Source organism: Pelistega ratti (assembly GCF_009833965.1).
GTDB lineage: Bacteria > Pseudomonadota > Gammaproteobacteria > Burkholderiales > Burkholderiaceae_B > Taylorella > Taylorella ratti.
Map to the genome: position 1 here is coordinate 768,977 of NZ_CP047165.1, position 13,177 is coordinate 782,153.

Genomic DNA, 13,177 nt, shown 5'->3' on the forward strand with positions numbered 1-13,177 from the left:
GCCACTACTTTACCCCACACGCATTAAACCCGGCTCTGGCACATGCACAATTAGTACCAATCTCATTACCATAGGCGAGGTATTCCATATACTTACGCGATACCACCACAAGCCCTAAGGCAGCTAATGTCTTATCGAGTTTGTCTAAGGTAATGCCTGCATCACCGGCTAATACTTTGCTAATCATGCTTTCATGCCAGTTAGTGGCGGTTAGAATTGCCCCCTTTTGTTCTGGGTGGCTTAATGCACCGCGTAAAGCAGCTTCAAAGGCTGGTTTGCGTTTTAGTTCTAGTTCCATAGGTTTTCCTTTGTAGGGGTTCTAATTGGGCGGTTGGTTTCAGTGCTAAAATGGAAGTTTCCACACAAACAATGACTACATTCACCTCTATTCAATTAAAAAAGAATGCACTCACCACTACTCCTAAATCATAATGTGTCAATAAACAACACTTTTAGGAGAAAATATGGGTTATCTACGTTTTTTACGTAAAACAGACCACTCAACATCAGGACGTAATTCTTCACATGTCACGACACCTTTTGTGGCTTTTTCAATGGCGGGGCAATGTACGGCTGGGACAGGTCTTCTACCAAGAACCCAACGACTAACGGCTATTGGCTTTACATTTATTAACCTAGCCAATTCTTTAGTTAACCCTCGTTTTTGCCTTACAAACTCAAATAAAGTCATTTTGATAATCCTTTATGGTTTTTAATTTTATATATTGTAACCTTAAAGTATTTACAAGTAAACCCTTTTTTATAATTTAATTTAGAACCATTATGGTTAAAATATTATCCATGAAGCTTAAAAATGAAATCCGACTAGATAATTTACGTGTATTAATCTCTGAAGCTGGCAATCAGGTCAAATTAGCCGAATTAGTAGGCGTAGCGCCAAGCTACATTAATACACTTGCTAAACAACGTATTGATGCCAGTACTGGTAAGTCAAAAAGTATTGGTGAATCTATGGCTCGCAAATTAGAAGTAGCGATGGATAAGCCTTATGGTTGGTTAGACCAAGACCACTCAGAGCATAAAGATGACGTTACAGATGGGTATATCTCGCTAACCTATTACGATATACAATCATCCGCAGGTAATGGTAACAATGTAGAGTACTTCCCTGCGATCAAACAAATTACTGTCTTAGAAGATTGGGCAAATAGTCAGCTCGGGTACAATGCCTCCAAAAGAATAAAACTTATCCAGAATAAAGGTGTTTCCATGTACCCCACCATCAGAGACGGCGATATTCTGATGGTCGATATTACATGCAACCGCTTTGATGGAGATGGCATCTATATTATCGCCATCAATGATGAGTTATTCACTAAACGGCTTATTCGTGATATTGATGATGGCAGTTTATTAATCGTTAGCGATAACCAAACCGCTGGCTATAAAACCAAACGTATCACCAAAAGAGAAGAACACCTACTGACTATCTGTGCCAAAGTCAAAAAACATGGGGCGTTTTTGGATACGGTTTGATGGGATAACTAGAAAACTAGCATATAACTTGTAGTTCTATTAGAAAATAGGAATTAATAATAGATAGTAACGTTTAAAAAGGATGAAATAATGACCACAACTCATAGCATTAAACTACAAAAACTATCCTTTCCAGAAAAATCATTTAGAAAATTTAAGAATATCGAAATAAACTTTGCAAAGAGATTAACTTTAATTGCTGGTCATAATGGCGTAGGTAAAACAACTATTTTAGGTTTACTCGCTGGCACATTTGGACAAACTAATACATCCTTTAAAACTTATACAGAGGAAGCATTTTCAAAAAGCATTGAAAATATTCTTCATATTGATTTAACAGAAGTAGAAAAATACGCAGGAGAAGCAAAAGACAATCCAAAAATAACTATTGACTTTAATAAAACCATTATAGAAAAAAGATGCTCACTAACAACTAGAACAAGAGGAGATACCCGCCGAGCAAGGCTTGTTGCTCGAAATACATCAAAAGACTTTGATAATATAATCGGTGATTCTTCTAAGATACCACTACCCACTATTTTTCTAGGTGTAAAACGATTAATTTCCATTGGCGAATCTGATGAAAAGGATGTTATCAGCACCCCTTTTAAAGAAATGCATCCAGACGATAAAGCTCTCATTAAGGAGTTTATAACAAATATTATGACAGGGGGCCAACTTACTGATGATATATCCTATCAAAAAATAGGTAAAAATGAAAAAAGAAGTGCACAACCAATCTATAAAGGATTTAATGAATTAAGTATTTCTTTAGGACAAGATAGCCTAGGTAATATAGCGACTGCATTAGCTTCTTTTCAAAAATTAAAACGAGAAATGGGTAATTCATACCCGGGAGGATTGCTACTTATTGATGAAATTGATGTTGGTTTTCATCCTCTTACTATTCGTAAATTAGCCAAAACTCTAACCTCCATTGCTAGAAGGCTAAGTCTCCAAATTGTAGCAACAACTCATTCACCTATTCTTATTGAAGAATATTTTAAAAATAATCAAAAAAATCAACCCGAAGATAAAGTTATTTATTTTTTCGATAGTAACTATCCTCATCTTAAAGATAACATTTCTTTTCAAGATATTCAAAACGATTTAGAACTCACTCCTCCTTGTAAAATACATAAAGAAACAATGTCTATTTACTTTGAAGATGAAGAAACTAAAGAGTTTTTTAATGAGATACTCCCAGCCAATGCTAGAAGAAAACTTATGAAAGAATTAAATATAAATATTACATTACATCTTATTCCCTTAAAAATAGGATGTAATAGTCTATTAAATCTACCCAATATTGATCCTCTTTTTCGCCAAAGAGTTCTTGTCGTAGATGGAGATGCCTCCCTTACTAAAAATAGATACAATAATACGACAAGGCTTCCATTTCCCAAAAATTCATCTAAAAATCAAAGATCCCCTGAACGATTAATCAAAGAGTTTTTAGAAGATTTATCAAGAAATGAGAACCTTCTCCAGCAATTACCTAAGGATATAACATCAGATTATATTCATGAACACTTATTATCATCAATCACTACTGATGCAAGAGAATCCAATAAAACTTGGTGGAGGAATAATTTTAAATATTTAAAAGAATGGGGAATTATTAAATTATGGGCAAAACATTATAAAAAAGAAGTAGAAGAATTTAAGAATAACTTTTTAATAGCTCTAAAGAACGCCTTAAAAAACGCTGGCCAAAAATAAAAAAAACAGTTAAAATTCAGACATGAACACTTTTTACACTCCCCTACGCTATCCAGGGGGCAAAGGTAAGTTTGCCCCTTTTATTGAGTCCCTTATCAAGCTCAATGAATATCCCTATACCCACTATTTAGAGGTATATGCGGGAGGGGCAGCTATTGCCTTAGACCTACTCTATAAAGGCTTTATCAAAGAAATCCATATTAATGACATAGATTTTGCTATCTATGCTTTCTGGTATGCCGCTGTTTACCAAACAGATGAAATGATTGACAAAATCCGCTCAGTCGATATATCACTAGATAATTGGTACTATTACAAAGGCATTCTGATTGATGAGTCAAATAACAATACCCTAGAAAAAGGTTTTGCTACCTTTTTTATGAATCGCTGCAATCGTTCAGGTATTTTAAAAGGTGGAATGATTGGTGGTAGAGCACAAACTGGACAATGGAAATTAGATGCTCGGTTTAATAAAGAAGAATTGATTAAACGCTTTGAACTTATTAAAAAATACCGCTCTCAAATTTATGTACATAATAAAGATGCTAAGGAATTACTAGAATCTTGCCATGATTTTTTACCCGTTCATCAATCGCTTATCTATCTAGATCCACCCTATTTTGTTAAAGGACAAGGTTTGTATCGCAACTTCTATCAAGCAAAGGATCATGAAGAGATAAAGAAAACCCTAGACCATCTTCAATATGACTGGATTGTTTCTTATGACAATGTCCCTGAAATTCGCAAGATATACAAAGGCTATTCAGCCCGTGAACATATCCTAAACTATAGTGCGTACGAAAAGAAACTTGGAAATGAAATCATTTTCTTTAGTCCAAAATTACGTATTCCTCGCAAAAATCTCCGTAAAGCAGCATAACCCCCCCCCAACCCACTCCCAAGTGGGTTTTATTTTATCTCTACACTCCCCCAAAAAACAACACTTCCTATCCCCCCTCTAACTACACCCTCTCCCATTTTCTCCTATCAACATATAAACTTCTCTCCTTAAAATTACAATTTATTACAAATTATTTTATCTCTTTTGGTTATTTTATATTTACTTTTAAAACCTTAAAGGTTATTATATGGTTAATTAAATATCCAAAAAGGAGTAACAAATGAATGCTTACAACGTCAATCAAACCATTATTTTTGCTCATTCATCTAAACGAGCGATTGATATTTTCTTGGCACAGCAAGCCAATATCCCTGCCCGTATCGTGTGTAAACCCTTAGACCATGCCATAACACTGTCTAAAGGAGTGAATAATGTCACCAAACGCACCATTCACTAATCGATACGATATTGAGCGTCTTTCACATCAGACAGGCATTCAGAATCCCTTTGAGCATATCGAGAAGAAAACCGTATTAGGTCGAGCATTACTCCTTTTTTCTCGCTATATGACAAAAAAGCAGCAACAACACACCAAACAACCTGACTTTAAAAAGAGGCAAGCTGGTGATATTTAACCTTACTTTTTTAACTAACCAAAAGGAACCAAAATGCGAAAACCCTTTGACGAAACCCTCAAACAGATACGAGCGGGCTTATTACTTAATGAGGCTGCTGAAAAACTACAAGAAGTCGTTACAGCCGTAGATGCGACCGGTAAACAAGGCGAATTTATCCTCAAGCTCACAATCAAGAAAATTGGTCGTACTGGCACCATGGAAATTGCCGATAAAGTCACCACCAAAGTACCACAGGAAGCTCCTGTAACAACCATGATGTTTGTAACACCAGAGGGGAATCTTTTAACTGAAGATCCCCGACAAACAAAACTCGACATTGAACGTGTTGAGTCTAAACCCAAAGAAAAGGTTTTAAAAATTGTTTAACCCATCTTAATTAGGAGTAAATATGGATAACTATCTAAATGAAACAGGCGATACAGAAAACATCGTTCAAACTTTATCTAAAAAGCTGGCTCAACCCGTTAAACTAGAAACAGCACTACCCAATAGCTTTGTCAGTGTTTTTGCTATACCTAAGGGCTATGATCTCGTATCAGATGCAAGTTCAGAGCAGTACCAACCTGCTCCCTATCGAGCAAAAGGGAATGTCCATTTTGTCGATGTTGATTCATTTATTGAATACGTTAATTTATACAAAACACCTGAAACACGTCTATATGCCAAGGTTGATCCTCAGAATACTGAGCAACCGCTCTTAATCAAGGCTGTATTTAACGAGCATGTTCCACACGCATTAGCTGGCTGGCGTGATTTTACTGCTACGCTGACAATGCTCCCCTCTTATGAATGGAAACTATGGAATTACCACCATAAAGAAGCGCAAAGCCAGTTTGATTTCGCTGTCTTTATTGAAGAAAACATCAAAGACATTCATCACTCAGAAGACCGTAAAACCCCAACGGGTACTGATATGCTCAAGCTAGCACTTGACTTTGAAATTAAGCAGGATAAATCCATTAAATCTATCGTACGCACGCAGTCAGGTGGTACAAAACTGGATTTTGTAGATATGGAAAACCAAGCTACGGTAGAGCAAATGCAAGCCTTTAATGAGTTTGCTATCGGTATTCCTGTTTTCTTCCACGGCAAAGGCTATGAAATCTTTGCTCGCTTACGTTACCGTCAATCACAAGCCAAACTTACTATTTGGTATGAACTCATTCGCCCTGATTTAGTCGTTGATGCTGCTGTTACCGCTGTTTTAACGACTATTAAAGAAAAAGTGAGTATCAATCCACTTTATATTGCGTAATCTCCCCTCCCAGCGTCACCTGCTACAGTGGTGAGCAAGCCGGGGCTGACCGGCACCGTTCTTTAACAATGTGTGAAATAAGGATATGTGTTTAACAATCCATAGCGTCATTGCTTTGGCGCTATGGGTGGTTTTTCCTTTTCTTCTGGTAATAATATTTTTTACAAAAGGTTCTTATATGTTTTCAACAATACTTATCTCAGCATTAGTAGCATTAATTGTCTCTTTAATAGTACATTGGTTCTTCATGACTCAGTTAACAAAATGGATTGATGATTTTTTTGATAGAGAAGATAAAACATTCAAAAAATACGCAGAAGATATTACAGAAATAGTAAGAAAAAATTTATAGGCAAACTCTGCAGAAGTTTCGACCAAGAGCGGTAAGTTGATATGGAGATAATTATTAGTTGCTTTTTCTATTGTTCTTGTATATAATAGTAAACATAGACAGGTAAATCCTAGTTAAACTGCGAAGCGGTTATCGTATCGTAAGCGTATGTGAAGTACGTCAGCACTAGGGGCTGTCGCTATTCATTTAAAGCCACCAGTTTTATACTAAATTGGTGGCTTACTTATTGCATAAAAGGACAATAAAATGCAAATCTCAGCTTATCTAGATGAAAGCGGTGATCTTGGGTGGAAATTTGATGCACCTTACCGCCAAGGTGGCTCAAGTCGTTATCTAACGATTGCCGCAATCTTAATTCATCATGATAAACGTCATTTACTTAAACGGTTAATGAGAGATTTATATAATAAAACAAAAACACCTACAAATAAAGAAGTTAAATGGGCTGCTCTCACGGTAGAACAACGTATCTGGATAGCAAATAAACTAGCAGATTTCAAAATAAAGCATGGTAATGATGTTCAATATTTCTGTATGACTGTTAATAAGGAAAAAGTCGCAGTACATATTCGTCAAGATCAAAACAAACTCTATAATTACATGGTCAAGTGCTTACTTGCCAAAGAGTTTGCAAAATATAATAAAGTTATATTCAATATTGATCAACGAACAATGAAAGTACAAAGTGGCAATTCCTTACATGATTACCTACAAACAACAATCTGGCTTGATATTGGTGCAGAAACATTACTAACAACCAATCAATGTGACAGCAAATGCCATTTAGGTGTTCAGCTTGCTGATATTATTTCAGGCATAGTACAAAGCCATTTTGAAGATGCAAAGAGCGAGCCTTTCAATATATTAGAAGTACACAGTGAAGTAAAAACACTCTTCTTTTAAAACACCCAATTGTAAACTATAGTAAGTTTATAAAGCAAACCTTATAGTTCTCATTAAAAAACCATATTTGACACCAACCGCCCTTTCAGGCATAATGAAACCACTACTAAATTCACAGCGGTTTCCGCACCTGTCAGCCAAGCGGTTTTTTTACGCCTATTTACAGGCACGTCTTCTTATGACGGGTTGAGAACTGGAAATATAACACCTTTTGGGAATACCAGTCGCCGTCTGTGAACGGTAGTTGAAGCCCGTCACCCTACTAAGCAGTATCTATTGACAACAAAAAATCTTTTTGCTACTATTTCCACAAGGTCTCAAAAGCCTATTTGTCAAACGGTCATATCACCCCGTTAGTGTGTTTTTTTATGTCTTAAATATATACAGGATATATGCCGACGGTGCGAGGAATACAATACCGTAAGGGAATAACTCCGCCAGATTTTGACACTGGTTTTGAGCCGTTGGCGCCCTCTCAAGGGTTTTATAAACTCCTCTCAAAAAGGAAGTGTCAAATGTCTAATCAATTATCTACATTTAATTTTGAATCAAATTCTATCCGTACTTTAGTTATTAATAATGAACCGTGGTTTGTTGCTAAAGATATTTGTGATATTCTAGGAATTAAAAATCCTACTCAAGCCTTAGAAAATTTAGATGATGATGAAAGGGCTATGTTTAATGTAGGGCTTAATCAGCGAGTAAATTTTGATAATCGTATTACTGAAATTAATATTGTTTCAGAAAGCGGAATGTACACCCTAATTTTACGTTGTCGTGAGGCGGTAAAAAAAGGTTCTATTCCTTACCGTTTCAGAAAATGGGTAACAAATGAGGTCCTCCCCACTATCCGCAAAACAGGCAACTATACCACCCCTACCCAAGCAACTATTGCGTATGAGCCTAAAACCCATGAGGTAGAAGACGAGGTACTGCATACATTGAGTAATTTACTCTTTCTTGCCCACCGACAAGCCGACGTGTTAGCAAAACTTTACCCTGCTCTCAAAACCATGCTTTCACAATACGCTGCTGAAGTATATAGCCTATACACCGAACCGGGACTTTCTATCTCACTTAGCGAACATCGCTTACGCAAACTTTTTACCACACTTGCCAAAGATGATGCTGAGTGGCGAAAAACCCTACACCACTTTAATGAGATGTTTCCGATAGAGAAATACAATGCACGGTTAAGCAGACAACAAGCCCTACATGCCATAGGGCGATAACTTACCGTCTATTTATGCTATTTATTTAGCATAAAGTTTACAAGCACACTTTACAAATAAATGCTGATGGGTTATGATGAAATCCTCTCAATAAACTAACAAGCAGATTCCGCACCTGTCAGCCAAGCGGTTTTTTTACGCCTATTTACAGGCACGTCTTCTATGGCGGGTCGATAGCGAGCAAATACAACACCTTCGGGAAATAGCTTGCAGCGGTTTCTTGTTAGACCGAGAGTGAGTCCCGCCACCCTCATTAAAAGTGGTATCTCTCAAAACTAACAGGAGCTCATCATGAGCAATATCACAACATTTAATTTTCAATCTAATACAATACAAGTTATTAATAAAAACAATGAAGCATGGTTTATTGCTTCAGAAATTGCATTAATCTTTGGTTATCGTGACGCATCAAATCTTGTTAGAATTTTAGATGAAGATGAAAAGGGTACTCACAATATGAGTACCCTTGGTGGAACACAATTAGCTCTAATTATTTCAGAAAGTGGACTATATCATGCAGCTTTTAAAAGTCGCAAACAAGAAGCTCAAGATTTTAGGAAATGGGTAACAAATGAAGTCCTACCAACCATTAGAAAAACAGGTAGCTACACCACCCCTACCCAAGCAACTATTGCGTATGAGCCTAAAACCCATGAGGTAGAAGACGAGGTACTGCATACATTGAGTAATTTACTCTTTCTAGCCCACCGACAAGCCGACGTGTTAGCAAAACTTTACCCTGCTCTCAAAACCATGCTTTCACAATACGCTGCTGAAGTATATAGCCTATACACCGAACCGAGACTTTCTATCTCACTTAGCGAACATCGATTACGCAAACTTTTTACCACACTTGCCAAAGATGATGCTGAGTGGCGAAAAACCCTACACCACTTTAATGAGATGTTTCCGATAGAGAAATACAATGCACGGTTAAATAGACAACAAGCCCTACACGCTATAGGGCGATAATGTACCGTCTATTTATGCTATTTATTTAGCATAAAGTTTACAAGCACACTTTACAAATAAATGCTGATGGGTTATGATGAAACCACTACTAAATTACGAGCGGATTCCGCACCTGTCAGCCAAGCGGTTTTTTTACGCCTATTTACAGGCACGTCTTCTTATGACGGGTTGAGAACTGGAAATACAACACCTTTGGGAATACCAGTCGCCGTCTCGTAACGGTAGTTGAGACCCGTCACCCTCATTCATGGTGATGATACTAACTAAATTACGAGGAGCTCATTATGAGCAATATCACAATATTTAACTTTAATAGCCACCCTGTCCGTATCGAAATTAAAGATAACGAACCTTTATTCTGCTTGACCGATGTCGCAGAAATCTTAAATATCCAAAATGCCAATCCAGCTCGTTTTAATTTAAATGAAAAGGGTGTACATAAAATGTACACCCTTACACAAGGCGGTAAACAAGAAATCACTTTTATTGATGAAGCAAACCTCTACAGGGTAATTTTTAGATCAAATAAACCGGAAGCCATTGAGTTTCAAAACTGGGTCTTTGAAGAAGTTCTCCCCACTATCCGCAAAACAGGCAACTATACCACACCTACCCAAGCAACTATTGCGTATGAGCCTAAAACCCATGAGGTAGAAGACGAGGTACTGCATACATTGAGTAATTTACTCTTTCTTGCCCACCGACAAGCCGACGTGTTAGCAAAACTTTACCCTGCTCTTAAAACCATGCTTTCACAATACGCTGCTGAAGTATATAGCCTATACACCGAACCGGGACTTTCTATCTCACTTAGCGAACATCGATTACGCAAACTTTTTACCACACTTGCCAAAGATGATGCTGAGTGGCGAAAAACCCTACACCACTTTAATGAGATGTTTCCGATAGAGAAATACAATGCACGGTTAAGCAGACAACAAGCCCTACATGCCATAGGGCGATAACTTACCGTCTATTTATGCTATCCACTCTCCTCTACCGCTGATGTCATATCACCGGTAGAGGAACATTCCTTATTTCACCCATTGTTAAAGATTTTTTAACATTTTTATAGGAATGAAATATGTCTCAACTTTGCACTATTATAGGTCTTTGCGGTACAGCCGGATCAGGTAAAAACACTTGCGGTGATATTATCCAAAATATATCCCCCGACTATATTCAATTTGCTATCGCTGATCCTCTGAAATATGAAGTTGCCAACGCTTTTCAAATAGATGATAGCTACCTCTACTCAAGAGCATTAAAAGAAAGCCGCACTTACAACCTAGCCATCTACCGTTGTAAGGATAAAGCATTTATTGAAGTATGCCGCTCACTGGATATTGATTTATATATCCCACAAACCCCTCGCCGTATTATGCAACTCTGGGGGCTAGAATATCGCCGCCAACAAAATATTAACTACTGGTTAGACCTAGCGATTACCTACATCAATAATCTGATTCAAGCCGGAGCCAAAGGGATTGTAGTTACCGATATACGCTTCCCCAATGAAGCAGAGATGATTAAATCCTGCGGTGGTCAGCTGGTATTGATTAATCGTCCCTCTCTCAAACAACAGATGGCGCATGAATCAGAAAACATCGCAGCACTCACACCTTGGATTGACCACGTCCTCTACAACCGTGGAACAACCGAGGAATTCGCAGAAGATATTCAAACCTTTTTAAAAACACAATGTAATATACAGGAGAAATAAAATGGCAAGTGTGAATAAAGTGATTATTCTTGGTAACCTAGGCAAAGATCCCGAAGTACGCTATACCCCTGATGGGGCTGCAATGGCTCGCTTTTCTGTCGCTACAACCCGTGCATGGAATGATGCAACCACCAAAGAAAAACGCAGTGAAACCGAATGGCACCGCATCTTTATGTATGGACGATTAGCCGAAATCGCCGGTGAATACCTTAAAAAGGGCTCTCAAGTTTATATTGAAGGACGTTTGCGAACACTCGAGTGGACAGATAAAAACAATATCAAACGCTACACTACTGAGATTTATGCTGAATCCATGCAGATGAACGGTAATAGAGAACCCGATAGCACACAAAAACCAGCTAATCCCCCTCCTCAGGCTGTCGCCCAAGCGAATAATCAACCCTCACAAACAACATCCGTAGAGGGCGATATACCCTTTTAAGGAGTAATGATGATAGCATTTATTAAACTCTACCAGCTCTACCGCCGAGCAGGTTGGTGTCGTAGGGCTTCCTTGAGAAGTGCTTGGGAAATTACAAAACGATTAAGATAAAGAGAATTTTATGGATAAAGATTACATCGAAGAAAATATGTTAATCAGTAGAAAAACTGTTTTTCAAATGGTTGGTCTAAGTAACTCAACCATCTGGCGGCTAGAGCGTGAAGGTAAATTCCCTAAGCGTAAACAACTCTCTAAAAATAGAGTAGCTTGGCTAAAGAAAGAAATCCTTAACTGGATTAAACAAAGAGCCGATGCTATTTAGACTAAAGCCCCTCCCCCGAAATCCACCTATCCACCATATCCGCCCATTGTTGCATCATTTCACGACGTTGGGCGGCATATTCTGCTTTATTATAAACAGCTCTTGTACCTTGTTGTTCATGAGCTAAAGACTTTTCTATCCAATCCGTATTAAATCCATATTCATTTAATAGCGTTGATCCTGTTCTACGCAAGTCATGAATAGTAAATGAATCAATCGCAATTCCCTCTTTATTCATCTCTGCCACAGTATCATTCACAACTCGATTCAGAGAAGATAACGAGATTGGCTTTACTTTAGAAGTCCGTGATGGCAAAAGATAACGAGAGTCTTCGCAAAAAACCTTAAAAGCAGTAAATATCTCCACTACTTGATGTGATAGATAAACATTATGCGCTCTTCTTGCTTTCATACGTTCTGCCGGAATTGTCCAAACATTATTTTTAAAATCAATTTCATCCCAAGTCGCATAGACTAATTCACTTTTTCTAACCATTGTATAAAGCACTAATAATACGGCTTTACGCAATGTAAGGTACTTTTCTGTATGATTGAGTGCATTAAAGAACAAGTGGATTTCTCGAGGACTCAAAGACCGTTCTCTTGGTTTAAATTTAGCAATAGATGCATTTGTCACTAACTCAGCAGGATTGACTAAATAAGCCCCCTTTGATATAGCATATTTATACGTCGCATTAAATAAATCTCTGACAAAAACAGCCGTAGATGGTGCTCCCCTATCTCGAATAGCTTCACAATGATTTCGTATGTCTTCCGGTGTAATTTCTATCATCAGCTTTGAACCAAAATCACTTTCCATTTCTCGCTTATAGGTTGCCACTCGTAATTCAAGCGTACTTTTAGCAAAATCAGCCTCCGATAAATAACGCTGTATAAAATCCCCAAAAGTATTTGCATTTTTAAGACGCAGTTTTTCTCTTTTTTTCTCTGCCATCGGTGAAATACCCTGAGCAATTAGTTTTTTGGCTTGTATTAATAATTGTCTTGCTTCACTTAAATGAATACCACTTGCCCCATACTTACCAATAGATAATGTCTCTCTTCTCCCATTAATTTGATAATCATACCTAAACGTTACTCCTCCTACCGTAGAAACATAAACATATAAACCATCACGATCACTTACCTTATAGGGTTTATCTTTTGCCTTCAGTGATTTAAGCTTAGAATCAGTCAGCATCTTACTCTCCAGAACTTTACCGTTAATATCTAACGGTAAATTGTATTTTACACTAATATGCCATACTTTTTTACCGT

Annotated in this window: 18 protein-coding genes; 15 read left to right on the forward strand and 3 right to left on the reverse strand. The window is 37.5% G+C overall.

The genetic code is table 11. The features are described from left to right. Positions 1–4: 4 nt before the first annotated feature. Together F9B76_RS03305 and F9B76_RS03310 are read right to left on the reverse strand one after the other, a co-directional pair. Positions 5–298, reverse strand: a complete 294-nt coding sequence (locus tag F9B76_RS03305) for a DNA-binding protein (RefSeq protein WP_159990835.1) — start codon at positions 296–298, stop codon at positions 5–7. Between the two features lie 171 nt (positions 299–469). Continuing rightward, positions 470–691: a transcriptional regulator gene (locus F9B76_RS03310; protein ID WP_159990836.1), complete on the reverse strand. Its 222-nt coding sequence runs from the start codon at positions 689–691 to the stop codon at positions 470–472. A 110-nt stretch (positions 692–801) separates the two neighbouring features. Between F9B76_RS03310 and F9B76_RS03315 the strand changes: the two genes are divergently transcribed. From F9B76_RS03315 to F9B76_RS03385, 15 genes are all read left to right on the forward strand, one after another. Continuing rightward, a complete protein-coding gene (locus F9B76_RS03315) occupies positions 802–1,497 on the forward strand; it encodes a S24 family peptidase (protein ID WP_243140671.1) in 696 nt (231 codons plus the stop codon). Between the two features lie 90 nt (positions 1,498–1,587). Beyond that, positions 1,588–3,219 (forward strand): AAA family ATPase, encoded by a 1,632-nt coding sequence (locus F9B76_RS03320; RefSeq protein ID WP_159990837.1) that lies wholly within the window; start codon positions 1,588–1,590, stop codon positions 3,217–3,219. 22 nt (positions 3,220–3,241) lie between these two features. Further along, positions 3,242–4,099 carry a DNA adenine methylase gene (locus F9B76_RS03325; protein ID WP_159990838.1) on the forward strand — a complete coding sequence of 286 codons (858 nt, stop codon included), beginning with the start codon at positions 3,242–3,244 and terminating at the stop codon, positions 4,097–4,099. A gap of 241 nt (positions 4,100–4,340) precedes the next feature. Next, a complete protein-coding gene (locus F9B76_RS03330) occupies positions 4,341–4,517 on the forward strand; it encodes a hypothetical protein (RefSeq protein ID WP_159990839.1) in 177 nt (58 codons plus the stop codon). Next, entirely contained in the window at positions 4,492–4,695 is a 204-nt protein-coding gene (locus F9B76_RS03335; RefSeq protein ID WP_159990840.1) for a hypothetical protein, read from the forward strand. The genes F9B76_RS03330 and F9B76_RS03335 overlap by 26 nt, the downstream gene beginning before the upstream one ends. A gap of 33 nt (positions 4,696–4,728) precedes the next feature. Further along, entirely contained in the window at positions 4,729–5,064 is a 336-nt protein-coding gene (locus F9B76_RS03340) for a hypothetical protein (protein WP_159990841.1), read from the forward strand. Between the two features lie 22 nt (positions 5,065–5,086). Next, on the forward strand, positions 5,087–5,953 hold the full coding sequence (locus F9B76_RS03345) for a DUF2303 family protein (RefSeq protein ID WP_159990842.1): 867 nt from the start codon (positions 5,087–5,089) through the stop codon (positions 5,951–5,953). Between the two features lie 85 nt (positions 5,954–6,038). Beyond that, positions 6,039–6,305 carry a DUF2207 domain-containing protein gene (locus F9B76_RS03350; protein WP_159990843.1) on the forward strand — a complete coding sequence of 89 codons (267 nt, stop codon included), beginning with the start codon at positions 6,039–6,041 and terminating at the stop codon, positions 6,303–6,305. Positions 6,306–6,551: 246 nt separating this feature from the next. Next, on the forward strand, positions 6,552–7,208 hold the full coding sequence (locus F9B76_RS03355; protein ID WP_159990844.1) for a DUF3800 domain-containing protein: 657 nt from the start codon (positions 6,552–6,554) through the stop codon (positions 7,206–7,208). Between the two features lie 515 nt (positions 7,209–7,723). Further along, positions 7,724–8,440, forward strand: coding sequence for a BRO family protein (locus tag F9B76_RS03360; protein ID WP_159990845.1), 717 nt, complete (start codon positions 7,724–7,726; stop codon positions 8,438–8,440). 291 nt (positions 8,441–8,731) lie between these two features. Next, the gene (locus F9B76_RS03365) at positions 8,732–9,412 is read left to right on the forward strand and encodes a BRO family protein (RefSeq protein WP_159990846.1); all 681 of its coding nucleotides are present in this window, start codon (positions 8,732–8,734) and stop codon (positions 9,410–9,412) included. A gap of 284 nt (positions 9,413–9,696) precedes the next feature. Beyond that, positions 9,697–10,377, forward strand: a complete 681-nt coding sequence (locus F9B76_RS03370) for a BRO family protein (RefSeq protein WP_159990847.1) — start codon at positions 9,697–9,699, stop codon at positions 10,375–10,377. A gap of 119 nt (positions 10,378–10,496) precedes the next feature. Then, positions 10,497–11,135: a deoxynucleotide monophosphate kinase family protein gene (locus tag F9B76_RS03375; RefSeq protein WP_159990848.1), complete on the forward strand. Its 639-nt coding sequence runs from the start codon at positions 10,497–10,499 to the stop codon at positions 11,133–11,135. Position 11,136: 1 nt separating this feature from the next. Then, positions 11,137–11,577, forward strand: a complete 441-nt coding sequence (ssb, locus tag F9B76_RS03380) for a single-stranded DNA-binding protein (protein WP_159990849.1) — start codon at positions 11,137–11,139, stop codon at positions 11,575–11,577. 121 nt (positions 11,578–11,698) lie between these two features. Beyond that, positions 11,699–11,899 (forward strand): helix-turn-helix transcriptional regulator, encoded by a 201-nt coding sequence (locus tag F9B76_RS03385; protein ID WP_243140672.1) that lies wholly within the window; start codon positions 11,699–11,701, stop codon positions 11,897–11,899. A 1-nt stretch (position 11,900) separates the two neighbouring features. Here F9B76_RS03385 and F9B76_RS03390 read toward each other — a convergent pair whose 3' ends face one another. Continuing rightward, entirely contained in the window at positions 11,901–13,100 is a 1,200-nt protein-coding gene (locus tag F9B76_RS03390; RefSeq protein ID WP_159990850.1) for a tyrosine-type recombinase/integrase, read from the reverse strand. Between the last annotated feature and the right edge of the window lie 77 nt (positions 13,101–13,177).

Bases quoted from the DNA above. Each gene is read 5' to 3' on its own strand.
- F9B76_RS03305 (WP_159990835.1), bottom strand. From the start codon at position 298: ATGGAACTAGAACTAAAACGCAAACCAGCCTTTGAAGCTGCTTTACGC.
- F9B76_RS03310 (WP_159990836.1), bottom strand. From the start codon at position 691: ATGACTTTATTTGAGTTTGTAAGGCAAAAACGAGGGTTAACTAAAGAA.
- F9B76_RS03315 (WP_243140671.1), top strand. From the start codon at position 802: ATGAAGCTTAAAAATGAAATCCGACTAGATAATTTACGTGTATTAATC.
- F9B76_RS03320 (WP_159990837.1), top strand. From the start codon at position 1,588: ATGACCACAACTCATAGCATTAAACTACAAAAACTATCCTTTCCAGAA.
- F9B76_RS03325 (WP_159990838.1), top strand. From the start codon at position 3,242: ATGAACACTTTTTACACTCCCCTACGCTATCCAGGGGGCAAAGGTAAG.
- F9B76_RS03330 (WP_159990839.1), top strand. From the start codon at position 4,341: ATGAATGCTTACAACGTCAATCAAACCATTATTTTTGCTCATTCATCT.
- F9B76_RS03335 (WP_159990840.1), top strand. From the start codon at position 4,492: ATGTCACCAAACGCACCATTCACTAATCGATACGATATTGAGCGTCTT.
- F9B76_RS03340 (WP_159990841.1), top strand. From the start codon at position 4,729: ATGCGAAAACCCTTTGACGAAACCCTCAAACAGATACGAGCGGGCTTA.
- F9B76_RS03345 (WP_159990842.1), top strand. From the start codon at position 5,087: ATGGATAACTATCTAAATGAAACAGGCGATACAGAAAACATCGTTCAA.
- F9B76_RS03350 (WP_159990843.1), top strand. From the start codon at position 6,039: ATGTGTTTAACAATCCATAGCGTCATTGCTTTGGCGCTATGGGTGGTT.
- F9B76_RS03355 (WP_159990844.1), top strand. From the start codon at position 6,552: ATGCAAATCTCAGCTTATCTAGATGAAAGCGGTGATCTTGGGTGGAAA.
- F9B76_RS03360 (WP_159990845.1), top strand. From the start codon at position 7,724: ATGTCTAATCAATTATCTACATTTAATTTTGAATCAAATTCTATCCGT.
- F9B76_RS03365 (WP_159990846.1), top strand. From the start codon at position 8,732: ATGAGCAATATCACAACATTTAATTTTCAATCTAATACAATACAAGTT.
- F9B76_RS03370 (WP_159990847.1), top strand. From the start codon at position 9,697: ATGAGCAATATCACAATATTTAACTTTAATAGCCACCCTGTCCGTATC.
- F9B76_RS03375 (WP_159990848.1), top strand. From the start codon at position 10,497: ATGTCTCAACTTTGCACTATTATAGGTCTTTGCGGTACAGCCGGATCA.
- ssb (WP_159990849.1), top strand. From the start codon at position 11,137: ATGGCAAGTGTGAATAAAGTGATTATTCTTGGTAACCTAGGCAAAGAT.
- F9B76_RS03385 (WP_243140672.1), top strand. From the start codon at position 11,699: ATGGATAAAGATTACATCGAAGAAAATATGTTAATCAGTAGAAAAACT.
- F9B76_RS03390 (WP_159990850.1), bottom strand. From the start codon at position 13,100: ATGCTGACTGATTCTAAGCTTAAATCACTGAAGGCAAAAGATAAACCC.